This is a genomic window from Bradyrhizobium sp. A5, assembly GCF_042076515.1.
In the GTDB taxonomy this organism is placed as follows: domain Bacteria; phylum Pseudomonadota; class Alphaproteobacteria; order Rhizobiales; family Xanthobacteraceae; genus Bradyrhizobium; species Bradyrhizobium cosmicum.
Window position 1 is genome coordinate 3,725,623 of sequence record NZ_CP148990.1, and the last position, 23,633, is coordinate 3,749,255.

The following is a 23,633-nucleotide window of genomic DNA, read 5'->3' on the forward strand; positions in this document are numbered from 1 at the left end:
TCGCGGCCCCATTGCGGGATCAGCTTTTAGGGGTCTGTGCCTCGTGCCGGACCTCATTGGCAGACTTGCGATCGGGGGACCGAATGGCAGTCGAGAAGGTCAGAATTGATAAGATCCAGGTCGATAAGATCAAAGTCGATAAGATCACCTGGGACAGGGTCGGCCGGGTCACCGAGCCCGGACGCTACATCTACACGTTCGGCTGGCTGACCATCACCGCCGGCGATCTCGATATCTGGAAGCAATATCCGCAAGCCGCCTTCACGCTGCTTGCGCAGCACGCCGAGCCGGACGAGTCCATCGGCGAGGAATTCCACCTCGGCGCCTTCGACGTCGCGCCCGACATGCCGCCCCCGTTCACCACGCACTGACGAGCGGCAAACCCGACCACGCTCACCTCGCGGGAGCGGGCGATTCGGCCTGCGCAAGCATCGCCTTGCGGAAGGCGCGGCTGTGTACAGCGCAGACCGCGGCGGGAACAAGTGGCATAGGCGTTGCTTAATCAACGCCATGATTCAGATCCCAGCCGTCGACCAGGTCTTCCTGCTGCTGCTCATCGTGTTCTGCCTCGGCACGTGCCTCGTGCGCGCCTTCTGGGAGTTCGAACGAGTGCGTGCCCGTCGGATCACGTCACTGTCCCGCGGGCGCACAACGAAGCGTGACTAGACCGATCGTCCCGTCCGCGCGTTGTCCGGACGGAGGCAATCCGGCCTCTGGACTCGACGTTGGGCTGCGTGCATCCTGAATCGAAGAGATCTGCGCATTTCCTTGATCTGACTAACAAATCGCAATCCCATGGCAGCGGCTTGTCCGTTGACGTCGATGACGAAGTGGCCCTCTCATGCAATTGATTGTGCTCACATTCTGCACGTTCAATGGCGGCCCTGATGAATGCCGGCTGCCGCGCTTGTTCAGCCAAGCCACAGCAGGCACATGACACATGGTCGCATCGCAAGGCGTAGCTAACCGGATCAAGGGAACCTATTTTCGGCGCCGATGTACCTGATTGAAGCGTTGCCAACCGTCATCGGAACTGCCGCCATCGCCCCGGCGCTGCTGATGCTGTGGCTCGTCATTGCTGCCGAGGAGCGCCCGGGACCGCCGGCCCAGGTCTGGACGGCGTTCCTGCTCGGCGCGGCCAGCATCTCGCTGCTGGGGCTTGCCCGCGCGCCCTTCGCCAAAATGGTCGCAGCCCCCGACAATCCGTGGGCGGCGCTGGCCATGCATTCGATCTTCGGCGTCGCGCTTCCGGAGGAAGCCGTGAAGGTGGTCGCCATCGTGCTGGTCGCCTCGACCAAGCGGCGGACCTTTGCCAATCCGATGGACACCGTGGTCTATGGCGCCGCGGTCGGCCTCGGCTTCGCCGCTTACGAAAACCTCGCCTACCTCGTGCAGCATGCCGAGATGTGGCGCTCGCTGGCCGCCTTGCGCAGCGTGCTGACGGTGCCGTTCCACGGCGCGCTCGGCATCATCGCTGGCGCTTACCTCACGATCGCGCGCGCCGGCACGGCGCTGGGGGCGAACCGCTACAACCGCGATTGGGCCCGCCTCTCCAGCCGCCTACTGATGTTGGGCGGTCCGCTGGCGCTGCATTCGGCTTTCGACTTCCCGCTGCTTGCCCTGCAGCGCATGCCAGATCTCGATCCCAGCTTGCGGATGTGGCTGGGTGCCGCGAGCCTCCTGATCGGCTTCGGCGCGATCGCCTTCGCCATCCGTCTGGTCCGCCGCGTCGCGCGCCACCACGCGCCCCGGACCGATGTCGCACGCGAACGGCTCAGCCAGTTGCGCCGGATGTGGGCGCTGCTGCTTGCCGGCGGCGGTGTCGGCTTTCTCGGCCTCGCCTTCGTGCTGACCTCGATCCACCACTGGCTGATCAACCCCGAGCGCAATCTGACGCTGGCCCTGATCCCGATTGGTTTCGTCTCGATCCTGCTCGGCCTCGCGCTTCTGATTGTCACAACCGCGATCTATGTTCTCGGCCGCAACCGCATCCGCACCACGGGCGAAGGTTTTTCGTCAGCGCACGGCGGCGGCTGAGCCGCGGGGATGGCAAGCGCGGAATGGACGTACTACATAGGGCACACGCCTTTTGATTTCTGATCTGGAGCCTGCAGATGACATCGCCTGAGGATCTTTCCCGGCTCCAATCCGCGATGGGCCAGACGGTGAAAGCGCATTGGAAGGCCTTCCTGTTCGAAGGCATCCTGCTCGTCGTTCTCGGCGTCGCCGCGCTGATCCTGCCACCTCTCGCAAGCCTCGCCATTGCGATCTTCCTCGGCTGGATGTTCCTGATCAGCGGCATCGGCGGCCTGATCGTGACCTACTGGGCTCGGAGCACGCCGGGCTTCTGGTGGTCGCTGATCTCGGCTGCGCTGGCCGTGCTTGCCGGCGCGCTACTGCTGGCCCGGCCGATGCAGGCCGTGCTGACGCTGACCATCGTGCTCGGCGCCTACTTCCTTGCCGAGGGCATCGCCACCATCATGTACGCGCTGGAGCACCGCCGCGAGCTGAGCGGCCGCTGGTCGTGGCTGCTGATCTCGGGCCTCGTCGACATCGCGATCTCGTTCATGGTGATCACGGGGCTGCCGAGCTCGGCTGAATGGGCGATCGGCGTCCTCGTCGGTATCAATTTGCTGTTCGGCGGCTCCACCCTGATCGGCATGGCGCTCGCCGCGCGCAACGGCAACACCTGAGACGCCTCGTCGCGCCCTGCGCCGATTTGGGGGTGACAACCGGCCAGCGGCGCGCTATATGCCCTGCCATGATCACCGTCGCCACCAGCTTTTATTGGTACTTTAGCTACGACAGCTCGCTGGCGGCAGGAGGATCGCGCTCAATCTGAAACATTGCAGCAAACGTCCGAACAAGCCGCCAGACCTGGCGGCTTTTTTATTGGCCGGCAGGTTCGAAACAAACAGGAGCCCGCCGTGCTGAGCACGACCGACGATCTTCGTATCCGCGAACTGAAAGAGCTGAGCACGCCGGAAGAGGTGATGCGGGAAGTCCCGCGCACGCTCACCGCCACCCGCGTGGTGATGGCGGCGCGCAACGCCATCCATGCCATCCTCAACGGGCAGGACGACCGCCTGCTGGTCGTGGTCGGCCCCTGCTCGGTGCACGATCCCAAGGCTGCGCTCGAGTATGCCGAGCGCCTCGCTGCCTTGCGCGAGGACCTCGCCGACCAGCTCGAGATCGTGATGCGGGTCTATTTCGAGAAGCCGCGCACCACCGTCGGCTGGAAGGGCCTGATCAACGACCCCGATCTGGACGGCAGCTTCGACATCAACAAGGGCCTGCGGCTGGCGCGCAATGTGCTGTCGGCGGTGAACAATCTCGGCCTGCCCGCCGGCACGGAATTTCTGGACATGACGACGCCGCAATACATCGCCGACCTCGTGTCCTGGGCCGCGATCGGCGCGCGCACGACCGAGAGCCAGATCCATCGCGAGCTCGCCTCGGGGCTGTCCTGCCCGGTCGGCTTCAAGAACGGCACAGACGGCAATGTGCGCATCGCGGCCGACGCTGTGAAGTCGGCCTCGCACCCGCATCATTTCATGGCGGTGACCAAGCTCGGTCGCTCGGCGATCGCCTCGACCGCGGGCAACGAGGACTGCCACATCATCCTGCGTGGCGGCAGCAAGCCGAACTACGACGCGGCCAGCGTCGCGGCGGCCTGCAACGATCTGGCGAAATCCGGCGTCGCGCCGCTGGTGATGGTCGATGCAAGCCACGCCAATTCGAGCAAGAACGGAGAACCAGCCGCTGGTCATGGCCGACATCGCCGGCCAGATCTCCGGCGGCGAGAGCCGCATCATGGGCGTGATGATCGAGAGCAATCTCGTCGCCGGCCGCCAGGACGTGGTGCCGGACAAGCCCCTCACCTACGGCCAGAGCATCACCGACGGATGCATCGACTGGGCGACCACGGCCACCGTGCTCGAGCAGCTCGCTGACGCGGTCGAGATCCGGCGCAACACCAAGCGCGCGGGGCTGCACGAGCGCACGGCGTAAGGCCAAAGCAAACGCGGGCGGGGCGAGCTGTCGCGCCCTGCCCGCAATCCGCCATGGACTAGCAGCCGCGGCAGATGCTCTTGATCTTCTTGTCGAGCGCCTGGTTTTCCTTGCTGAGCGGATCGTTCGGGTCGCTCAAATTCTTCTCGTTCGGCACGTCGCCGGCGCGCGGCTGACGATGACCGACGGGTGCCTGCGGCAGAGAGCCCGCCGACTGCCCGGACGTGGCACCGCTCGACGTCGATCCCTTGCTGCCGGTCTGCGCGGCCGCCGCGCCACCGAGCAAGACCACGAGCGATGCTGCCACGATGATCTTCTTCATTTTTCTCCTCCATTCCTCAAACCAGCGTCACCGCTTTCACCGCTCAGGTCTCGGGCGGATAGAGATGAACGTCGCCGCAATAATCCACGATACGATAGCGCGTTTCTTGATCTGCATCACGTGTGTCCGCTGCGGTATTTTGCGCCTCCAACACATAATTCGGCCCGACCGGCGATTTGCCGGCGCCGCCGGGAATGTCGATGACATAGTCAGGCTGGCACAGTCCTGACACTCGCCCGCGCAACTGCCGCATCAACGCCTGCCCGTCGGCGAGCGTGGTGCGCAGATGCGACGTTCCCGGCGCGAGATCGCCGTGATGCAGGTAATAGGGCTTGATCCGGCATTCGACGAAAGCTCGCATCAAATCCGACAAAGTGGTGGGGTCGTCATTGATGCCGCGCAAAAGCACGGACTGGCTCACCATGGGAATTCCGGCATCGACCAGTCGCGCGCAGGCGGCGCGCGCCGGGCCGGCCAGCTCGCGTGGATGGTTGGCATGCAGCGCCACCCAGGTGGTCGCCCCCTCGACCTTCAATGCCGCGACCATTTCATCGCTGATCCGCGCAGGCTCGGCCACTGGCACGCGGGTGTGGAGGCGGATGATCCTGACGTGATCGATCGCGGCGAGATCGGCCATGATTTCGCTCATCCGCCGCGGCGAGAGCATCAGGGGATCGCCGCCGGTCAGGATCACCTCCCAGATCTCGCTGTGCGCGCGAATGTAGTCGATCGCGGCGCGATAGGCGCTGTCCGAGAGCGCATTCTCCTTGCCGGGCCCGACCATCTCGCGGCGAAAGCAGAAACGGCAATAGACCGCGCAGACGTGAACGAGCTTGAACAGCACGCGGTCGGGGTAGCGATGCACGATGCCCGGCACGGGCGAATGGGGATGATCGCCGATCGGATCGGCGTTCTCGCCCGGCTTCATCTCCAGCTCGGCGGGGCTCGGAACGAATTGCCTTGCGATCGGATCGTCGGGATCCGACCTGTCGATCAGCTCGACCAGCGCCGGCGTGATCGCAACCGCATAGCGCGCAGCGACGCGCTCGAGCGCAGGCAGCGCCGCGGCGGTTGCCAGGCCTTCGGCGACCAGTTCAGCCGGCTCGCGCAATGTGCGTGCAAGATTGATCTTCGTCATTCTTCACTTAACGTTTCATCTGCAGGCGGTGTCCACACCACCTGATCAATCCGCGACGCGCCGCTCGCCAGCATCACCAGCCGGTCGAAGCCGAGCGCGACGCCGCTCGCCTCCGGCATTTCAGCGACCGCGGCCAGAAAGTCCTCGTCCAGCGGATAGGCCTCGCCGTAGCGTCGCTGCTTCTCCGCCATCGACTCCATGAAGCGCTTGCGCTGCTCCGCGGCGTCGGTGAGCTCGCCAAAGCCGTTGGCGAGCTCGACGCCGCAGGCATAGACCTCGAACCGCTCGGCAACCCTTACGTCACCGGCCGTCACCCGCGCCAGCGCCGCCTCTGGAGATGGGTATTCGAACAGAATGGTCAAACGGCCCTGCCCCAGCTTCGGCTCGACATGCTCGACCAGGACCTTGCTGAAGATGTCCGACCAGGTGTCGTCCCCGGCCACGCGGACCTTGCCGCCGGCCGCCTCGGCAAGCGCGGCACGCTTACCCTCACTGCCCGAGATTGTCGACAGCAGGTCGATGCTGGCGAACCGCTCGAAAGCGCCAGCGACCGTCAAAAGCTCCGGCTCGGCGAAGGGATCGGCGGTCCGGCCGCGGAAGGAAAACGTCCCGATCCCGGTCGCCTGGGCTGCACGGGCGATCACTAGGACAGTGTCGGTCATGATGGCGTCGTAGGGGGCGCCTGCCCGGTACCACTCCAGCATGGTGAATTCGGGCAGATGCAGGTCACCGCGCTCGCGGTCCCGAAACACCCGGGCAAACTCGAAAATCCGCTCTTCGCCCGCCGCCAGCAGCTTCTTGCAGGCGAATTCCGGGGAGGTCCTCAAGTAACGGCGGGCGCGGCTGCCGTCGGGCCGCAGAAGCTCGGTGCGGGGGGCGTGGAGATGGGTTTCGTTGCCCGGGGAGACCTGGAGGACGGAGGTTTCGACCTCGACAAAGCCCTGCTCGACGAAAAAGCCCCGTAGGGCCCCGGTAATGGCCCCTCTGGCCTGGAGGAACGGCCGCCGGTCCAGGTGCCGCGAGCGCGACCAGAACGGCGAAATCGGCTTGTCCCCAGCCATCAACCGACCGCCCGGCAGGCCAGCAAAATGCTGGCATTCAACGACAAAATGCGTATGTTGCGGCCCGAAACGGGTGCCCCGGTCTGATTTGAGGCCCCAGGTCCCCCATCAATTTGACCACGTCCTGGCCGGAGCCGGGCCAAGCAAGCAGGAAATATAGCTTTGAGAGTCATCGCCAGTTCTATTCGCAAGGGCAACGTGATCGAGCAAGACGGCAAGCTTTATGTCGTCGTCAGCGCCGAGAACATCCATCCCGGCAAGGGCACCCCGGTCAGCCAGATCGAAATGCGCCGAATCTCGGACGGGGTAAAGATCTCCGAACGCTACAAGACCACCGACCAGGTCGAAAAGGCCACGATCGAAGAGCGCAACTTCACCTTCCTCTATGAAGATGGTGACGGCTACCACTTCATGAACCCCGAGACGTACGACCAGGTCCAAGTTTCCAAGGACGTGGTTGGCGACGCGGCCGCCTATCTTCAGCCAGAGATGACCGTGAAGCTGTCGACCCACGACGTCAACGTGGTCTCGCTCGCGCTGCCGCAGCGCGTGACGCTGGAAGTGGTCGAAACCGAACCGGTGACCAAGGGCCAGACCGCCTCGTCTTCCTACAAGCCCGCGGTGCTGTCCAACGGCGTGCGCACCACGGTGCCGCCGCACATCGCCGTCGGCACTCGCATCGTGGTGATGACCGAAGACGGTTCCTACTCCGAGCGCGCCAAGGACTAAGCGAGAGATCAGGAACAGGTGCCGCCAGGGGGCGAGACAGTGGTTGGGAAGAGTTTCCGCTTCGTCTCGCTGCTTCTGGCGTCGCTGTCGCTCCTCACCGCCACTCCGCTCGCCGCGGACGAAATCCGCAGCCCTTCGCTCACGGCCCTGCGCGTCGACTGGCGCGCAGCGCTCGACCAGCTCCGTACCGAGATCAACAGCCGTCCCACGATCGCGGGCGACTTCATCTTCGCACCCCGCCGTTCGGTGCCGCGTTACGATCCGCGCGCCATGCCGGCGCTGGTGCAGATCAACGCGGTCTCCTCGCAATTCTTCACCGGCATCGCCCGCAGCTCCGTTCCCGTGCTGCTGCCGTTCGACGCCGCAGCCTATTTCGAGGCGCAGCGTAACGGCGCGCCGGCGACGCTGGCGCTGCCGCGCTATCAGGCCGATTTCAACTCCGTCGACATGTTCGATGCCGGCCCCGCCGGCTACAGCGCGAGCTTTTCGTTCGAGCCCGGCGCGGGTGATGGCATGCCGAGCCGAGTCTTCACAAGGCCGGTCGAGGTGCAGATTACCGGCTCGGCCCTGATCTATGACATCGCCGATCCCGCCGGCGGCAAGGGCGAGCCGGTCAAGCCGCTCGCGGCAACCTTTCCGGACCTGCGCAGGTTCATCAGGGAAGGTTATGTCCGTTACGCCTTCACGCGCTTTGGCGTCGCCTATGTGGTGTCGGTCCAGTGCCTCGACAGCGTCGCCAAGCCGCGACGGCTCGCTTGCAAGGAGGCCTATCCGGTTGCCGAGCGCTTCCTGAAAGCGCTGCGGATCGCGGGCGGCCAGCGCATGCGGCCGCTGACGGACGTCGCTTCCGACGTCATCGATCGTCCCGCGGCGCGTTCGGCGGACTTCAGCTACCGGCCGAGCGGCGACATCATCCCGAACACCGGCTATCGCAACAAGGCCGGCCATCCCGACGTGATGGCTTATGCCCAGATCCGATTTCCACTCGAGAAGGCACCTGCCTTCCTCCGCTCGCAATCCTACGGCAAGCGCGACAAAAGCGAAGGTCCGACCGCCTATCCCTGGCGCGATAATTTCTGCGAGTCCCGTAGCTTCGAGGTCTGGCAATGCGGAGGCGGTTACGGGCATCAGGGCGAGGATATCCGCGCCGCTGATTGCCCACCGCCCGGCGAGGGCCGCGAGCCCTGCGATCCCAAGCAGCGCGCCGTCGTCGCCGTGCGCGACGCCATCGTGATCCGCGGCGCCAAGGACCAGGCGGCGACGCTCGAAATCAACAGCCGGACCGAGCACACCCGCTTCCGTTACATGCACATGAACCCGCAGGCGCTGAACGCGGACGGCGTGCTCAACGGACGTCTCGTTACCGAGGGCGAGAGGATCGGCGTGGTCTCGAACTATCTCGACCATCCGGCCGGCACGTCGATGCATCTGCATTTCGACGTCCAGGTGTTCACGCGCGACGGCTGGATCTGGGTGAGCCCCTACGTCACCCTGGTCTCGGCCTATGAACGCCTGATCCGCGCCCGCGGCCGCGAGGCCGGCCCGGAGATCGCGGTCACAACGCAGCCGGTGGCCCATGCGCTGCCGGAGGACGTGATCAAGCCGGACCTGCGCGAAGGATCGAGCGGCGAGGAGAATTGACGACTTGCTCGTTCCGGTGTCGAGCCACGCAAGAGCGCGCTGTCGCGCGAACCTTCGGCTTGAACCAGGAAGGATAGGGTTGATGAGTGTCGGACTGATCGGTCTTCTCGACGACATCGCAGCGATTGCGAAGGTGGCAGCAGCCTCGCTCGACGATGTAGCGAGCCAGGCTGCCAAAGCAGGCACAAAGGCGGCAGGAGTGGTCATCGATGACGCAGCCGTCACACCAAACTACGTCATCGGTTTTGCTGCGAAACGCGAATTGCCGATCGTCGGCAAGATTGCGGTCGGCTCGCTGCGCAATAAGTTGCTGATCCTGCTCCCCCTTGCTCTGCTGCTTGGTTATTTCCTTCCCACCGCTGTCACGCCGCTGCTCATGCTGGGCGGAGCCTTTCTCTGCTACGAGGGTGCCGAGAAGGTATTCGAAGCCGTAATCCCGCATCATGCGCGCGACCACGAATCTCAGGCCCAGCCGATTGCGCTGAATGCCCGGTCGGTCGAGGACGAGAAGGTCGCGAGCGCCATCAAGACGGATTTCATCCTGTCGGCTGAGATCATGGCGATCACGCTGGCAGCCCTCCCGGCGGGCAGCATCTGGACGCAGGCGCTGGTGCTGGCGCTGGTCGGCTTCGGCATCACTGTCGGGGTCTACGGCGTGGTCGCCCTGATCGTGAAGGCGGACGATGTGGGCCTGGCCCTCGCACGCTATGACAGCGCCTCCGTCATTGGCCGCGCGATCCGCTTGATGGGACGCGCGCTCGTTCGCGGAATGCCCAGCTTCCTGACGGTGCTGAGCATGATCGGCACCGCCGCCATGATCTGGGTCGGCGGAGGTATCATCCTGCACGGTTTCGAAAAATACGGGCCGCCTCTGGTTGGCCGCACCGTCCATGCCGCAACCGAGGCGGCCGCGCACATCCTTCCGTCAGTTGCCGGCATGATCGAATGGACGGTCGAGGCGCTCATCTCCGGCGTGCTCGGATTGCTTGTCGGGGCACTTGCGATTCCAGCAGTCGAATACGGCCTCTCCCCTGCATGGAAACGATTGAGGCGATCAGTTGGCCTAGAGGGCCGCTGAGTCTGCTGGACGCAGATTGAGGACGACGAAAGCGAGCTACTCCAGCAACGTCGTCAGCTGTGCGCCTTCGTCCGCCACGAATACCGCGACCAATTCCGCGGGCTCTGTGGAGCTGGCGTTGGCCGAGACCAGGTGCGTCGATCCCGGCGGTTCGAAGAAGGACTGGCCGACGCTGAACGTCTCGACCGGACCTCCGCCGAGCTGGGAGCGGATCTCGCCCTTGGTGATGTAGGCGGTCACCGAGCCCGCGTGGCGGTGCGGCCGCGAAAATCCCCCGGGTCCGTAGAACACGCGTACGATGGTGACGCGCTTCCCCGGCACGTTGGGCAGCGCGTAGGAGCCGATCGGTTCGACCTTGTCGAGCGGCGAACTCTCCGCTGCCGCCGCACACAGCGGCGCCAGTACGCCGGAGACCGTGTCCATCGCCACCGGGAGCGCCTTGCCGATCGCCAGCGCGCAGGCGAGCCCTCCGAAGACAGCCAGCGCCAGCGAGCGCGACGACACCGGGCGATGCATGGTGGCCAAACTCATTGCGGTCATGACAACCTCCCCTCGTTGCGATCAGGACGCCGCAGCATTCGCCGCCACCGGCCGCTTCGTCGGCGTCCAGCGATACGCCGCGCCAAAGCGGTTCCAGACGTTGATCGAGGCCACCGCCGAAGTCAGGTACATCAGCTCGGTCTCGGAGAATTCGCGGCTGGCCTCCGTGTAGACCTCGTCGCTGACGCCGTCGGGCAGGAAGGTCAGCGCCTCGGCCCAGGCCAGCGCGGCGCGCTCGCGCGCGGAAAAGATCGGCGCCTCGCGCCAGACCGCGACCAGATTGAGCTTGTCCACGGGCACGCCGATGCGCTCGGAAAACAGGATGTGATGCTGAACACAGAAGGCGCAGCCGTTGATCTGCGAGGCGCGCAGCTTGACGAGTTCGATAAGCTGCTTGTCGAGACCCGCCTTGGCCGCAACCTGCCCCAGCGCCAAAACCAGCTCATACGCATCTGGCGCGATCCGCTTGAAATCCTCGTATTCGCTGCGCGCGTGTGACATTGCCGTTCACCTCGTGTTATTGTAAGACTGCTTACATATTATAAGAGCACTTACATCTTGCGCAAGCCGCCTGACATCACGAGGTCGAAATCCCGGCGCAAAGCCGCCGGGCCTGCCGCCGTGCGGGTCCCTGCCCCGGGCGAAGGCAAGCGCGGCGAAGAAGGCTATCTCGGCTATCTCCTGCGCCAGGCCCATGCCGCGGTTCGGCTGACGATGGAACGCACGCTTGCCGATCTCGGCGTGACCTCGCCGCAGTTTGCAGTGCTGACGATGCTGAATGCCTATCCGGGACTATCCGGCGCCGACGTCGCCCGCCTCACCTTCCTGACGCCACAGACGGTCGGCGTGATCATCCGCAACCTCGAACGTGACGGCGCCATTGAGATGACGCCCCACCCTGTCCACGGGCGCATCCAGCAGTGGACAATGACGCCGCGCGGCACAACGTTGCTTAGGGCGTGCCGGGAACGTGTGATCGCATTGGAAAAGCGTCTCGCCGGTAGCCTCGATGCCAAGGCCGAGGCAAGCATTCGCCGCTGGCTAGCCGGCATCGCAGCTGATTTGCAGGAGGACTAAGCGAGGCCTTAGTCGCCCCCTCCGTCCCCGCCGCCGTCACACCCGCCGGCATCCGAGAAGTCGCCGCCAGCGGCGCCGTCACCATGAATGCCGCGGCCAAAGCTCTCGGCGATGATCATCAGGACCACGATGAGAAGCCCGGCGCCGAACGGCCAGGGATTGGCACGAATGATGTCGAACAGCTCTCGCATGCGCCCATCATGCGCAGACGGAAGCGAACCGACCATAAAATCACAGGCTTAAAAATGGGAACATCTGGCTAGGTATGAGCGGGCCCTAGCCACCCTTCAATGCTTTCTTAACCTCGCCATCGGGCCAAGTCGCGCCGGCGGCGATCACACGCACGCGGCTATGGTCGGTGGCATTTACCAGCACATGCGAACTCACCCGCTCGCCGCTCGGCTCCAGGTGCAGGTCGGTTTCAGGCTTCCAGCTCAGCGTCGTTGCGAGATCGCCGGGAAAGATCTGCCATTGCGATCCGTCGTCCAGCTCGACGACGTGGCTTTCCGCATGCGCGCGTATCTTCATTCCACCCCCGAATTCTCGACGAAGGCGGGCCCCGGCGGTCTGCCGGGACCCTGTTCCGTCAGTCGTTGTCGTGATGAATCACGGTCTTGCTGCGATTGCCGTATTCATCTTCCTTCTTGATCACGGTGGTGCGGCTCGATGGCTCGCGCTCCCTGATGACCGTGGTGCGGTCACGATCGCGGTCCCGCTCACGATACTCGTGGGACTGTCCGACCGTCACGCCGGCGCCAACCGGGCCGACATGAACGCCGACTTCATCCGCGAATGCAGGGGCCGCGATGGCGGTGACCATGGCGGCGGCAAACAGATACTTCCTCATTTTGTCCTCCTCATTGTCGTGGGGAAGGAATGCAGCAGTGCGACACTTTGTTCCGGGGCAGAGCGGCCTATTCCCGGTGTTCCAGGAACCGACTCACACGGGCCATGTTTCCCGCTAGAATGCGGCCATGAAACAAGCTGATTCCTCGGCCCATCCCACCCGCCGCGCCCTGCTGCAATCCACGCTCAGCGCGGCCGCCATACTCGCATTGCCAACGCGGTCCATCGCCGCGCCTCCGGGCTTCGACGAATGGCGCGAGAGTTTTCGTGCACGCGCGATGGCCAAGGGCATCTCGGCGGCGACCTGGCAGCGCGCGATGGGGCGAGTCGAGCCGGACATGAGCGTGTTCAAGCAGATGCGCAACCAGCCTGAATTCCACGAGCAGGTCTGGCAATACATCAACCGCCGCGTCTCGGATTGGCGCATCATCAACGGCAAGATCGCGCTCAGGAACAACGAGGCGCTGCTCGCACGAATCGAGCGCGATTTCGGCGTCGAGCGCGGCACACTGCTGGCGCTATGGGGCGTCGAGTCGGCCTATGGCGATCCGCTGGTGCAGCAGAACCACATGACGCCGATATTCCCCTCGCTTGCCGCGCTCGCCTGGAACGAGCCGCGCCGCAAGGCCTATTGGGAGACCGAGCTGATCAATGCGCTGCGCATCGTCGACAAGGGCTGGAGCACGCCGCAGGAGATGCAGGGGTCCTGGGCCGGCGCGATGGGGCATTCACAATGGATGCCGGAAGTCTGGCTCAATGTCGGCATCGACTATGACGGCGACGGCAAGGTCTCGCCGTTCGGCAAGCCCGACGACGCATTGGGCTCGACCGCAAAATACCTCGTCAATCGCGGCAAATGGCGCCGCGGCGAGCATTGGGGCTACGAGGTGCGCGCGTCCGGCGATGCGAGCGGCAGCCGAACCTATGCAGCGTGGCAGGCGGCCGGCGTCACCCGCGCCGACGGCCAGCCGTTCCCGCAGCCAAACGCATCCGCGCGGCTTTGGACGCCGGTTGCAGGCGGGCCGTCCTTCCTGCTCGGACCGAACTTCAACGCGGTGAAGAGCTACAATCCCTCGATGAATTACGCGCTGGCGATCTGCCATCTCGGCGACCGCTGCCTCGGCGGGCCGCCCTTCATCCAACCCTTCCCCGGCTCCGAGCGTGCGCTGACGCTCGCCGAGGTGCAGGAGATGCAAACGCGGCTGACCAAGGCCGGCTTCGACACCGGCGGCACCGACGGCCGCGTCGGCAACGACACCATGAAGGCGATCAAGGATTTTCAGCAGCGCGCGGGGATTACGCCCGCCGATGGATATGGCGGGCTCAAGGTGCTGGCGAAGTTGCGGCAAGGGCCCTAGAAGGGTCGTAGGCCGCCTCAGTGCCTGTACTGCGGCTCTTCGGCGTCGAGCTGCCGCCGGACGGCTGCAAGATGCAGTCGCGCGGATTCGGAATCGCCTTCGCGCATCTGCTTGTAGGTCTCGGCGGCAATGGCGGGATCGACCGGCAGAACCTTGCGTCCCGTCGACATCGCCAGCACCTGCACCTCGGCGGCGCGTTCGAGATAGTAGAGATCGTCCCAGGCCTCCGCGATGGTCGGCGCCAGCACCATCACGCCGTGATGCTTCATGAAGACGATGTCGGCATCGCCGACGGCGGAGGCGATGCGCGCGCCCTCGCGGTTGTCGAGCGCAAGGCCGTTGTAATCGCGGTCGACCGCCGTGCGGCCGTAAAACTTCAACGCAGTCTGGCCGGCCCAGATCAGCGGATCGCCCTCGGTCATCGATAGCGCGGTCGCGTAGGGCATGTGGGTGTGGAAAGCGACCTTGGCACGCGGCAGGCGCTTGTGCATCTCGGCGTGGATGTAGAAGGCGGTCGCCTCCGGCACGCCCTCGCCGTCGAGCACATTGCCGTGGAAATCGCAGATCAGCAGCTTTGACGCGGTCAACTCGCGGAAGGCATAGCCGTAGGGATTGACGAGAAAGAGGTCGTCGTGGCCGGGCACGACGGCCGAAAAGTGATTGCAGATGCCCTCTTCAAAACCGTTGCGCGCGGCCATGCGGAAGCAGGCCGCGAGGTCCTCGCGCGCGGTGCGGATTGCGTCGGTGGCAAGGTCCGGCCGGTTCGAGCGGACGGGCTCAGGCGCGGAAGAAGTCGAGTGAAGGCTGTGCGCCATGGCGAAGGACACCTTTGTCGGTCGGGAGCTGTCCGCCTTGTACAGGGCCGACGCTTGCGCGTCAGCCCCTGCGGGGCGCCACCCTGCCCTTCGCAGCCCGCGCGGCGGCTTATTGCCGCCGCGGCACGCCGCCGGCGTTCATGCCGCCGTCGATGACGAGTTCGCTGCCGGTGACATAACGCGACGCATCGGACGCCAGATACAGCACGCCGGAGGCGATCTCCGCGGCCTGGCCGGCGCGGGCGAGCGGTGCGACCAGCCTGGCGCGTTCCTCGGGGTCAATCGGCGCGTTCTGGCCGGCGCCCGTCGCCCCCGTGGGGATCTTGCCCCAGATCGGCGTATCGATGATGCCGGGGTGGACGGAGTTGACGCGAATGCCGTCACCCGCCGCCGCGCATTCCATCGCGATCGATTTGGCGAACAGGCGTACGCCGCCCTTGGTGGCCGAATAGGCCGACAGGCCCGGCGAGCCGCGCAGGCCGGCCAGCGAGGACATCATGACGATCGAGCCGCCGCCGGTCTTGCGCATCAAGGGCAGGCAATGTTTTACCGAGAGAAACACGCCGTCGAGGTTGATCGCGTTCTGCCTGCGCCAGTCAGCGAGCGTCATGTCGACGATCGACGGCACGGCAATGCCGATGCCGGCGTTGGAGACCATGATGTCGAGCCGGCCATAGCGTTTTGCGATCTCGGCGACGATTTCGATCCAGCGATCCTCGCTGGTGACGTCCTGCTCCAGGAAAATCGCCTTGCCGCCAGCCTTGGTGATGCGCTTGGCTAGCTCAGGGCCGCGCAGCTCGTCGATGTCGGTCGCAATGACTGTTGCGCCCTCGCGCGCGAACAGCTCGACGATCGCCTCTCCAATGCCGGAGGCTCCGCCTGTCACCACTGCAACTTTGCCTTCAACCTGCCCTGCCATGTTCACTCCCTTTCTTTCTTGTTGTTTGAGGCCGTTATTTTCTTGCGCATGATCTTGTCGGAAAACCGCTTCGCACTTTTCCGGATCATGCGCTATCTAATCACGGCTGGCCCCTGGTCCGGTAGAGCGACGTCGATGACGCGGAACTGCACGCGCTCGGCGCCCTGGTAGCGGTCCACCGACAACGACCCCGCGACATGCAATTGCTGGCCGCGATTGGCAACGAGCGCGTTGCCGAGCTTCTGTCCCACCGAGCGGAACGCGATGCCGTTGACGATGGCGCCATCGCCCGACTTGAAGCGCAGCCTCAAATGCGCCTGGCCGACCTCGTCGGCATAGACGAGCTGGTGCGCCGGCAGCGCCAGCACGGCTTCCGGATTGCCGCTGCCGAACGGGCCGGCGCGGTTGAGCGTGGCCGCAAGCTCGGTCGTCACCGCGCGCGCGGAAACTGCACCGTCGATGTAGAGCTCGTTGACGTGGCGGACCTCGGCGACGTCCTGCGCCAGCGCGTTTTCGAGATAGGCACGAAACTCGGCGAGCTTTTCCTTGCGCAGCGTCACGCCCGCGGCCATCGCGTGGCCGCCACCCTTGAGCAAAATGCCGTCGGCCACCGCCTGCCGCACCGCCTTGCCGATGTCGACGCCGGCGATGGAGCGACCCGAGCCGGTGCCGATACCGCCGGGCTCCAGCGCGATCGCAAAGGCGGGCCGCGAAAACTTCTCCTTCAGCCGGGAGGCAACGAGACCGACCACGCCGGGATGCCAGCCTTCCGAGGCCGTGACGATGACGCCAATTTTATCCTCGAGCCCGATCGAGGCCAGCGCCTCCGCTTCAGCCTGCGCTTCCGCCGCCTGCTCGATGACACGGCGCTCGCTGTTCAGGCGGTCGAGCTCGGCCGCGATCCGCGCCGCCTCGACGCTGTCGGCTTCGAGCAGCAGCCGCACGCCGAGATCGGCGCGGCCGATGCGGCCGCCGGCATTGATGCGCGGCCCCAGCATGAAGCCGAGATGCCAGGCCTCCGGCGGGCCGTTGAGCCGGGCCACGTCCATCAGCGCGGTATGGCCGACATGGTCGCGGCGCCGCATCGCGATCAGCCCTTTGGCGACGAAAGCACGGTTGAGGCCGATCAGCGGCGCCACGTCGGCGACCGTGCCGAGCGCGACGTGATGCAGCATGCCGAGCAGATCGGGCTCGGGCATCTCAGCATTCCAGAACCCGCGCTGGCGCAATTCGCGATTGACGGCAACCAGCGTCACCAGCACGAGGCCGACGGCGGCGAGATGGCCGAGACCGGAGAGATCGTCGAGCCGGTTCGGATTGACCAGCGCGTCGACCTCCGGAAGCTCCGTGCCGGTCTGGTGATGGTCGATCACGACGACCGACATGCCGAGGCGCTTCGCCTCGGCCAGCGGCTCGATGCTGGTGGTGCCGCAATCGACGGTGACGAGCAGCGTGGCGCCCTTTGCCGCCAGCCCGCGAACGGCTTCGACGTTGGGGCCGTAGCCCTCGAAGATGCGGTCGGGGATGTGGATCAGCGGGTCGAGCCCGCAATGGCGCAGATGCCAGGTGAGCAGCGCGGCCGAAGTCGCGCCGTCGACGTCGTAGTCGCCGAAGATCGCGACCTTCTCGCCCTTCACCGCGGCATCCGCAATCCGCTTGGATGCGGCTTCCATCTCCGTCACCGTGAACGGGTCCGGCAGGAGCTTACGGATGGTCGGATCGAGGAAATCGGGAACCTCGTCGATATCGACACCGCGGCCCGCCAGCACCCGCGCCAGCAGTTCCGGCAATTGATGGCGCTGCACAATGGCCAGCGCCTTGGCTGCCCCGCGCGCGTCCAGCCGGTCACGCCAGAGCTTGTCGGTAAGCGATCGCGCCACGCCCAGGAAGGCCTGGGGCGCTTCGACGGGCAAGGCGGTGGCGGGCGGCGTCATGACGAGAGGCGATCTGTTGGGAACTCGGGGTCCGGGCGATTACGCAAGACGCCCGGTCAATGGCTTCGGAGGATTGGCCGGGAAAGCCCGGGGATTTGCAACGGCCGAGGCGCACAAAGCGGTGGATGGCCGCCCGGCGGGCCGGTGTGACTACCATTTAGGCATTCCGCCGAACAGCAAATTAAGCAGGCGTTAGGTTGAATCCTCGAAAAAGACTCGTATTCGATCTGTACTTGATTGTTCCGGGTTCATTGCAGATCAAGCCTCATTGCCAAGGGAAGTCCCCCGATGTCTGCAGCGCTGGGTCTGAAAGCCAAGCCGATCGCCCCTGAACCCGCCGACGATGATTCCGACATCTCCGCGCTGATCAATCGCCTGACCGCGGAGGTCAACCAGATTGCGGTCGACAAGACCAAGGCGATCCAGCAGATCACCAACCAGATGAAGATGCTGGCGCTGAACGCGCTGATCGAAAGCTCACGCGCCGGCGCGCAAGGCGCGGGCTTCGCGGTGGTCGCGCAGGAGGTGCGCGGCGTCGGCCAGCAGGTCGAGAGTATCGCGCGCGAACTCGAAACCCAGTTGACCAAGCGAACCGGCGATCTCGTCTCCTCGATCGACCGCATGAGCCAGCGTTCGCGCGGCGAGCGCATGGTCGACCTGTCGCTCAACGCGGTCGAGCTGATCGACCGCAACCTCTATGAGCGCACCTGCGACGTGCGCTGGTGGGCGACCGATTCCGCCCTGGTCGATTGTGCGGCCTCGCCAGCTCCCGCAGCCGTCACCTTTGCCTCGCAGCGCCTCGGCGTCATCCTCGGCGCCTACACCGTCTATCTCGACCTCTGGCTCTGCGACCTCGAGGGCAACGTCATCGCCAACGGCCGCGCCGACCGCTTTCGCGTGGTCGGCCAGAACGTCGCCCACACCAAATGGTTTCGCGAGGCGAAGACCTTGCGCTCCGGGGACGACTATGTCGCCGGCGACGTCGAGAACCAGCAGTTGCTCGGCAACGCGCAAGTCGCGACCTATTGCGCCAGCGTGCGCGCCGGCGGCCAGGCCAACGGCGCCCCGATCGGCGTGCTCGCCATCCATTTCGACTGGGAGCCGCAGGCCCGCGCGATCGTGCAAGGCGTCCGCGTCGGCGACAGCGACAAGGCCCGCGTACTGCTGGTCGACTCGAACTTTCGCGTGATCGCGGCCTCCGATGGCCAGGGCATTCTCAGCGAGCGCATCTCGCTCTCGCTCAGCGGCCAGCGCTCCGGCTTCTATCAGGATCGCTCCGGCACGCTGGTCGCGTTTCATGCCACGCCGGGGTACGAAACCTATCGCGGGCTCGGCTGGTACGGCGTGATCGTCTGCGGGGCCTGAGACGGGAGCCGCCCCATAAAATCCTGACGGCGAGCCGTCCGGTTAAACAAGCGCGAAAACAACCCCATGCACAGTAGCCGGTGGGTTGTTTTCGTTGGCTTTTTTTGCCCGAGCCGATCGTTTGACTCGTCGGGCAAAACACTGGCATTCTGGCATCGTCCGTTCATCAGGCTTGCCCATTGGCTCCTGAGTGCTGACGATCTTTCCCCCGCACATCGAAGCTCGAAACGCGACCCGCAGTCCCGCGCAGGCGACCACTCGATATGCGGAATGAGACCTGACCGATTGCTGTCACATCGCGATACGGCGTCTTGAGCATTTTTCGACAACACAGGCCCGTTCCCGGCAAGAGCCTGCCGCATTGCTGCGGTAGAATAAGGCCACATCAGGCTAGCGCGGGGTGCGACGCCCCGACGTTCGCAACATGCCGAGGAGATAGACCATGAAGATCGTCGTGATCGGCGGGACCGGATTGATCGGGTCCAAGCTTGTGACGAAGCTCAAGAGCCACGGCCACGAAGCAGTGCCCGCCTCGCCGAAATCGGGCGTGAATGCCGTGACCGGAGAAGGTCTCGCAGCCGTGCTTGCGGGCGCGGATGTCGTCGTCGACGTCGCCAACGCGCCGTCCTGGGAGCCCGCCGCCGTGCTCGATTTTTTCCAGCGATCGAGCACAAATCTCGTCGCGGCCGAGGCCGCGGCAGCCGTGAAGCATCACGTCGCGCTGTCGATCGTGGGCACCGAACGGTCACCGGACAATTCCTACTTTCGCGCCAAGCTCGCGCAGGAGACCATCATCAAATCCTCCGAGGTCCCCTACTCGATCGTGCGCGCCACCCAGTTCTTCGAATTCCTCGGCGCTATCGCCGAGACGGGCGTCATTGGGGGCAAGATCGTCGTTCCCTCCGCACTGTTTCAGCCGATCGCGGCCGACGACGTCGCCGATCGCCTCGCCGAGGTCGCAATGGGCCAGCCGCTCAACGGCACGATCGATATCGCAGGACCTGAGAAGGCGCCCTTCAACGAATTCATCGCACGCCGTCTGAAGGCGTCCGGCGACGCCCGTCCGGTGGTGGCGGACCCGAAGGCGCCGTATTACGGCGCTCCCATCGACGACACCTCGCTGAACCCGCTCGGCGAGGCCCGGCTCGGCAAGACGCCGCTCGCCAAATGGCTAGCCAACCTCTGAGAAGGAGACTCCCATGCGCAGATTGCTGATCGCAACGGCGGTGTGTGCCGCATCAGTCCTGACGGTCCATGCGGCCGAGCCAACAGGCCCCTTGGCAAAAGTGTCGGTCGTGTTCGACCAGGCGCTGCCGAACGTCCCCGGCAAGAGCATGAAAGGCGTGCTGGTGGAGTATGGTCCCGGGGGCTCCTCGCCGGCCCACATCCATGCGCCCTCAGCCTTCATCTACGCCACGGTCCTCGAAGGCGCGATCCGCAGCCAGGTCAATGACGGTCCCGCAAAGGTCTTTCACAAGGGCGAGAACTTTCTTGAAAAGCCCGGTGACCGCCACGCCGTCAGCGCCAATGCCAGCGAGACCGAGCCCGCAAAGCTGCTGGCCGTGTTCGTGGTGGACACCGCCGACAAGGAGCTGACGACGCCGATCTCGAAATAGCGCAGCTTGTGAAAAATCAGGCGGCGTGCCGCGCCGCCATCTCCGCAGCCAGCAATATCGCGGCACGGCTGGCGCCGATCGATGCGATCCCCTGACCCGCGATATCGTACGCGGTGCCGTGCGCGGGCGTGCAGATCGGAAACGGGAAGCCGCCGAGCAAGGTCACGCCGCGATCGAAACCCATCAGCTTCATCGCGATCTGGCCCTGGTCGTGATACATCGTCAGCACCGCATCGAAGGCGCCGCTTTTGGCGCGCAGGAATACGGTGTCGGCCGGGAACGGCCCTTCGGCGGCAATGCCCTCGCGCTGGCCAGCGGCGACCACGGGTGCAATCACGTCGATCTCCTCGCGGCCGAAATTGCCGCCGTCACCGGCGTGCGGATTGAGGCCGGCGACCGCAATCCGTGGCCGTGCGAAGCCGGCGTTGCGCATGCAGGCGTCGGTCAGCTCGAGCGCGCGATGGATGCGTTCGCCGGACAGCCGGCCGGCGACGTCCTTGAGCGGGATATGCGAGGTGACACGCGCATTCCAGAGCCGGTCCAGCACATTGAATTCACTGGCCGGGGTCTTGAGACCAACCACTTCCGCTGAAAACGCGATCTCGTCGTCATACTCGGCGCGGGCAAGCCGCATCGCCTGCTTGTTGAACGGCGTGAAGCAGACCGCGTCGACGCGGCTATCGCGGCCGAGTTCGAGCGCATGCCTGTAGTTGGCCAGCGCGAATTGGCCGCCGGCAAGGCTCGCCACCCCACGTTCCACCTGAGCGGGGTCGAGATGGCCGAGGTCGACAAACAGCGCATCATCCTGCACAGCTCGAAGGTCGGCGCCCTGCTCCACCACGGTCAGGTGCGGCTTGACGCCCGCGACCTGCGCGCCCTCGTCGAAGATACGGCGGTCGCCGATCACGACAAGCCGGCAGCGCGCGCGGACATCGTCCTGCGCCACGAGCTTCGCCGTCAACTCCGGGCTGATCCCGGCAGGATCTCCCATCGCCAGTGCAATGAGCGGCTTTGCGATCATACGATCACCTTCTCTCTATCTGTCTCATTGGCTGACGGAGCGTCCCGGCGCCGCAGGCGTGCGAGTTGCAGCACCAGCGGAAGCAGCAACAGCGCGATCCCGCCCACGATCAGGCACGTCACCAGCTTGTTTGCGAAGAAAATCCCAAGCGACCCCTTCGACATCAGCATCGACTGCCGGAACGCATCCTCGGCCTTGTCGCCGATGACGATCGCGAGGACGAGCGGCGCCAGCGGATAGAACAGTTTCTTGAAGAGATAGCCGACGATGCCGAAGCCGAGCATCATGACCACGTCGAGATAGGAGTTCGACACCGAATAGGCGCCGACGACGCAGATGATCACGATCAGGGGCGCGATGACCACGAACGGAATTCGCATCAGGGCGGCGAAGACCGGCACGGTCAGCAGCACCAGCGCGACCGCGACGATATTGCCGACATACATCGAGGCGATCAGGCCCCACACAAAATCCTTCTGGTCGACAAACAGCATCGGCCCGGGATTGAGTCCCCAGATCATGAGCCCGCCCATCATGACGGCCGCGGTCGCCGAGCCGGGAATGCCGAGCGCGAGCATCGGCAGCAGCGCGCTGGTGCCGGCCGCATGATCGGCCGTCTCCGGCGAGATGATCCCTTCAACCTCCCCCGTGCCAAAATACCGGCCGCGGCGCGAGAAGCGGCGGGCGATGCCGTAGCTCATGAAGGAGGCCGCAGTCGGGCCCCCCGGCGTGATCCCCATCCAGCATCCGATCGCGGCGCTGCGCAACAGCGCAACGCTGTGGCGCGGCAGGCGTCCGACGGCGCGGAACACCTCGCGCCAATCGATCTTCGAGGAGACGGCGCGAGCATGAAACTCCTCCTCGACGGCGACCAGCAGCTCGCCGATGCCGAACAGGCCCATCACCGCGACGACGAAGTTCACGCCCTTGACCAGTTCGTCGATGCCCATGGTGAGGCGGACGCTGCCGGACACCGTATCGATGCCGACGGCGGCGATGGCAAAGCCGATCGCAAGCGCGACGACGGTCTTGATCGGCGCCGCGCCGCCCATACCGACGAAGCTCGCGAAGGCGAGGAAATAGACGGCAAAATATTCCGGCGGGCCGAAGGCGAGAGCAACCTGCGCGACCCAGGATGCGAGGAAGGTGATCAGGATGACGCCGACCAGCGCGCCGAACGCCGCCGAGCCGAACGCGGTCGCGAGCGCCGTCGTCGGCCGGCCGTCGCGCGCCATGGGATAGCCGTCGAAGGTGGTCGCGACCGACGACGGCTCGCCGGGAATGTTGAACAGGATCGAGGTCACGGAGCCCCCGAACAACGCGCCCCAATACATGCTGGAGAGCAGGATGATCGCCGACACCGGCTGCATTCCGAAGGTCAGCGGGAGCAACAGCGACACGCCGTTGGGCGCGCCGAGTCCCGGCAGCACACCGACGAGGATGCCGAGCAGCACGCCGACCGCCATCAGGACCAGATGCGGCACGGTGATCGCGATGGTGAAGCCGTGCAGGAGTTCGTGGAGGTTTTCCATCGACCTCTCCGTCAGAAGCCGAACGCGGCGGCCAGCGCACCATGCGGCAGGCTTACCTGGAACATGCGCTCGAACACGACATAGAGCGCGAGGGCCGTTGCCCCCGCCATGGCCAACGCACGCGGCACGGACTGGTGTCGGGGGATCGCCAGCACCGCGAAGATGTAGAGGGCCGAGGCGAGATACATCCCGACCAGCGGGATCGCGGCGACGAAGATGGCGGCCGGCACGAACAGGCCCGCCAGCCGGCGCAGCTCGATCGGCGTGATCGCAATCGGAACATTTGCCAGTGTCGCAGCCGGCAGCACGCCCCGCACCAGATTGTACAGGCTGCCGAGCACGATGATGATGCCGGTCAGGAACGGAAACGTGCCGGCGTCGACGCCCGCGCTCGACCAGCCGATGCCGTTGTCGAGGCTGGAGACGACGACGGCCGCCCCAAAGCTGCCGGTGAGCACGGCAGTCGCAAGTTCGAGAGCGCGGCGCGAGATCATAGGTAGCCCCGCTCCAGCGTCGGACAATGGCAGGCTATGGCGCACTTCCCCAGCGTTCGGTGTCGTCCCTGCGAACGCAGGGACCCAAAACCCCAGGGAGGAGTTTGGCGAAGTCTCGACGTCAAATCCATTTCGG

General features: G+C 65.2%; 26 protein-coding genes and 1 pseudogene. 13 read left to right on the forward strand and 14 right to left on the reverse strand.

Going from position 1 to position 23,633, the window contains the following annotated elements:
• Positions 1 to 113 precede the first annotated feature (113 nt).
• The 5 genes and pseudogenes from WHZ77_RS17930 to WHZ77_RS17950 all read left to right on the forward strand — a co-directional run bounded on the left by WHZ77_RS17930 (position 114) and on the right by WHZ77_RS17950 (position 4,011).
• The gene (locus WHZ77_RS17930) at positions 114 to 371 is read left to right on the forward strand and encodes a hypothetical protein (protein WP_375314754.1); all 258 of its coding nucleotides are present in this window, start codon (positions 114 to 116) and stop codon (positions 369 to 371) included.
• A 139-nt stretch (positions 372 to 510) separates the two neighbouring features.
• Entirely contained in the window at positions 511 to 666 is a 156-nt protein-coding gene (locus tag WHZ77_RS17935; protein WP_375309150.1) for a hypothetical protein, read from the forward strand.
• 330 nt (positions 667 to 996) lie between these two features.
• Positions 997 to 2,037, forward strand: coding sequence for a PrsW family glutamic-type intramembrane protease (locus tag WHZ77_RS17940; protein ID WP_375309151.1), 1,041 nt, complete (start codon positions 997 to 999; stop codon positions 2,035 to 2,037).
• Between the two features lie 77 nt (positions 2,038 to 2,114).
• The gene (locus tag WHZ77_RS17945) at positions 2,115 to 2,693 is read left to right on the forward strand and encodes an HdeD family acid-resistance protein (RefSeq protein ID WP_375309152.1); all 579 of its coding nucleotides are present in this window, start codon (positions 2,115 to 2,117) and stop codon (positions 2,691 to 2,693) included.
• 234 nt (positions 2,694 to 2,927) lie between these two features.
• Positions 2,928 to 4,011, forward strand: a pseudogene (locus WHZ77_RS17950) (3-deoxy-7-phosphoheptulonate synthase).
• 58 nt (positions 4,012 to 4,069) lie between these two features.
• On the opposite strand, the gene WHZ77_RS17955 reads toward WHZ77_RS17950, so the two are convergent.
• Genes WHZ77_RS17955 through epmA form a run of 3 tightly spaced genes read right to left on the reverse strand, consistent with a single transcriptional unit; the run spans position 4,070 to position 6,532 of the window.
• Positions 4,070 to 4,333 carry a hypothetical protein gene (locus WHZ77_RS17955; protein ID WP_375309153.1) on the reverse strand — a complete coding sequence of 88 codons (264 nt, stop codon included), beginning with the start codon at positions 4,331 to 4,333 and terminating at the stop codon, positions 4,070 to 4,072.
• A 43-nt stretch (positions 4,334 to 4,376) separates the two neighbouring features.
• Positions 4,377 to 5,471, reverse strand: coding sequence for a lysine-2,3-aminomutase-like protein (locus WHZ77_RS17960; protein WP_375309154.1), 1,095 nt, complete (start codon positions 5,469 to 5,471; stop codon positions 4,377 to 4,379).
• Complete coding sequence (gene epmA, locus WHZ77_RS17965; protein WP_375309155.1) at positions 5,468 to 6,532, reverse strand: EF-P lysine aminoacylase EpmA; 1,065 nt, start codon at positions 6,530 to 6,532, stop codon at positions 5,468 to 5,470. Before epmA ends, WHZ77_RS17960 begins: the two co-directional genes overlap by 4 nt.
• A gap of 162 nt (positions 6,533 to 6,694) precedes the next feature.
• Here epmA and efp point away from each other — a divergent pair, with 162 nt between their 5' ends.
• The 3 genes from efp (at position 6,695) to WHZ77_RS17980 (ending at position 9,980) form a co-directional block, all read left to right on the forward strand.
• Complete coding sequence (efp, locus tag WHZ77_RS17970; protein ID WP_015686372.1) at positions 6,695 to 7,261, forward strand: elongation factor P; 567 nt, start codon at positions 6,695 to 6,697, stop codon at positions 7,259 to 7,261.
• Between the two features lie 18 nt (positions 7,262 to 7,279).
• Positions 7,280 to 8,902 (forward strand): M23 family peptidase, encoded by a 1,623-nt coding sequence (locus tag WHZ77_RS17975; protein WP_375309156.1) that lies wholly within the window; start codon positions 7,280 to 7,282, stop codon positions 8,900 to 8,902.
• A gap of 82 nt (positions 8,903 to 8,984) precedes the next feature.
• Positions 8,985 to 9,980: a DUF808 domain-containing protein gene (locus WHZ77_RS17980; protein ID WP_375309157.1), complete on the forward strand. Its 996-nt coding sequence runs from the start codon at positions 8,985 to 8,987 to the stop codon at positions 9,978 to 9,980.
• Positions 9,981 to 10,016: 36 nt separating this feature from the next.
• Here WHZ77_RS17980 and WHZ77_RS17985 read toward each other — a convergent pair whose 3' ends face one another.
• Positions 10,017 to 10,520, reverse strand: a complete 504-nt coding sequence (locus WHZ77_RS17985; RefSeq protein WP_375309158.1) for a cupin domain-containing protein — start codon at positions 10,518 to 10,520, stop codon at positions 10,017 to 10,019.
• Positions 10,521 to 10,541: 21 nt separating this feature from the next.
• Positions 10,542 to 11,021, reverse strand: coding sequence for a carboxymuconolactone decarboxylase family protein (locus WHZ77_RS17990; RefSeq protein WP_375309159.1), 480 nt, complete (start codon positions 11,019 to 11,021; stop codon positions 10,542 to 10,544).
• Between the two features lie 54 nt (positions 11,022 to 11,075).
• Between WHZ77_RS17990 and WHZ77_RS17995 the strand changes: the two genes are divergently transcribed.
• Positions 11,076 to 11,597 carry a MarR family winged helix-turn-helix transcriptional regulator gene (locus tag WHZ77_RS17995; protein ID WP_375314755.1) on the forward strand — a complete coding sequence of 174 codons (522 nt, stop codon included), beginning with the start codon at positions 11,076 to 11,078 and terminating at the stop codon, positions 11,595 to 11,597.
• 8 nt (positions 11,598 to 11,605) lie between these two features.
• Here WHZ77_RS17995 and WHZ77_RS18000 read toward each other — a convergent pair whose 3' ends face one another.
• From WHZ77_RS18000 to WHZ77_RS18010, 3 genes are all read right to left on the reverse strand, one after another.
• On the reverse strand, positions 11,606 to 11,788 hold the full coding sequence (locus WHZ77_RS18000; protein WP_375309160.1) for a hypothetical protein: 183 nt from the start codon (positions 11,786 to 11,788) through the stop codon (positions 11,606 to 11,608).
• A gap of 85 nt (positions 11,789 to 11,873) precedes the next feature.
• Positions 11,874 to 12,125 (reverse strand): hypothetical protein, encoded by a 252-nt coding sequence (locus WHZ77_RS18005; protein ID WP_375309161.1) that lies wholly within the window; start codon positions 12,123 to 12,125, stop codon positions 11,874 to 11,876.
• Between the two features lie 58 nt (positions 12,126 to 12,183).
• The gene (locus WHZ77_RS18010) at positions 12,184 to 12,444 is read right to left on the reverse strand and encodes a hypothetical protein (RefSeq protein ID WP_015686380.1); all 261 of its coding nucleotides are present in this window, start codon (positions 12,442 to 12,444) and stop codon (positions 12,184 to 12,186) included.
• Positions 12,445 to 12,571: 127 nt separating this feature from the next.
• Between WHZ77_RS18010 and WHZ77_RS18015 the strand changes: the two genes are divergently transcribed.
• Positions 12,572 to 13,801, forward strand: coding sequence for a lytic murein transglycosylase (locus WHZ77_RS18015; protein ID WP_375309162.1), 1,230 nt, complete (start codon positions 12,572 to 12,574; stop codon positions 13,799 to 13,801).
• A gap of 17 nt (positions 13,802 to 13,818) precedes the next feature.
• On the opposite strand, the gene WHZ77_RS18020 is transcribed toward WHZ77_RS18015, so the two are convergent.
• The 3 genes from WHZ77_RS18020 to recJ all read right to left on the reverse strand — a co-directional run bounded on the left by WHZ77_RS18020 (position 13,819) and on the right by recJ (position 17,469).
• Positions 13,819 to 14,616: an aldolase gene (locus tag WHZ77_RS18020; RefSeq protein ID WP_375309163.1), complete on the reverse strand. Its 798-nt coding sequence runs from the start codon at positions 14,614 to 14,616 to the stop codon at positions 13,819 to 13,821.
• Positions 14,617 to 14,725: 109 nt separating this feature from the next.
• Positions 14,726 to 15,535 (reverse strand): SDR family NAD(P)-dependent oxidoreductase, encoded by an 810-nt coding sequence (locus tag WHZ77_RS18025; RefSeq protein WP_375309164.1) that lies wholly within the window; start codon positions 15,533 to 15,535, stop codon positions 14,726 to 14,728.
• Positions 15,536 to 15,627: 92 nt separating this feature from the next.
• On the reverse strand, positions 15,628 to 17,469 hold the full coding sequence (gene recJ, locus WHZ77_RS18030) for a single-stranded-DNA-specific exonuclease RecJ (RefSeq protein ID WP_375309165.1): 1,842 nt from the start codon (positions 17,467 to 17,469) through the stop codon (positions 15,628 to 15,630).
• A gap of 288 nt (positions 17,470 to 17,757) precedes the next feature.
• Here recJ and WHZ77_RS18035 point away from each other — a divergent pair, with 288 nt between their 5' ends.
• The 3 genes from WHZ77_RS18035 to WHZ77_RS18045 all read left to right on the forward strand — a co-directional run bounded on the left by WHZ77_RS18035 (position 17,758) and on the right by WHZ77_RS18045 (position 20,450).
• A complete protein-coding gene (locus WHZ77_RS18035) occupies positions 17,758 to 18,834 on the forward strand; it encodes a methyl-accepting chemotaxis protein (RefSeq protein WP_375309166.1) in 1,077 nt (358 codons plus the stop codon).
• 442 nt (positions 18,835 to 19,276) lie between these two features.
• Positions 19,277 to 20,020 carry an SDR family oxidoreductase gene (locus WHZ77_RS18040; RefSeq protein WP_375309167.1) on the forward strand — a complete coding sequence of 248 codons (744 nt, stop codon included), beginning with the start codon at positions 19,277 to 19,279 and terminating at the stop codon, positions 20,018 to 20,020.
• 13 nt (positions 20,021 to 20,033) lie between these two features.
• Entirely contained in the window at positions 20,034 to 20,450 is a 417-nt protein-coding gene (locus WHZ77_RS18045; protein ID WP_375309168.1) for a cupin domain-containing protein, read from the forward strand.
• A gap of 16 nt (positions 20,451 to 20,466) precedes the next feature.
• Here WHZ77_RS18045 and WHZ77_RS18050 read toward each other — a convergent pair whose 3' ends face one another.
• The 3 genes from WHZ77_RS18050 to WHZ77_RS18060 are packed head-to-tail and all read right to left on the reverse strand — an operon-like array spanning position 20,467 to position 23,497.
• Positions 20,467 to 21,471 carry a 4-hydroxythreonine-4-phosphate dehydrogenase PdxA gene (locus tag WHZ77_RS18050; RefSeq protein ID WP_375309169.1) on the reverse strand — a complete coding sequence of 335 codons (1,005 nt, stop codon included), beginning with the start codon at positions 21,469 to 21,471 and terminating at the stop codon, positions 20,467 to 20,469.
• The gene (locus tag WHZ77_RS18055) at positions 21,468 to 23,003 is read right to left on the reverse strand and encodes a tripartite tricarboxylate transporter permease (protein ID WP_375309170.1); all 1,536 of its coding nucleotides are present in this window, start codon (positions 23,001 to 23,003) and stop codon (positions 21,468 to 21,470) included. The genes WHZ77_RS18050 and WHZ77_RS18055 overlap by 4 nt, the downstream gene beginning before the upstream one ends.
• Before the next feature lie 11 nt (positions 23,004 to 23,014).
• Entirely contained in the window at positions 23,015 to 23,497 is a 483-nt protein-coding gene (locus WHZ77_RS18060) for a tripartite tricarboxylate transporter TctB family protein (RefSeq protein WP_375309171.1), read from the reverse strand.
• Between the last annotated feature and the right edge of the window lie 136 nt (positions 23,498 to 23,633).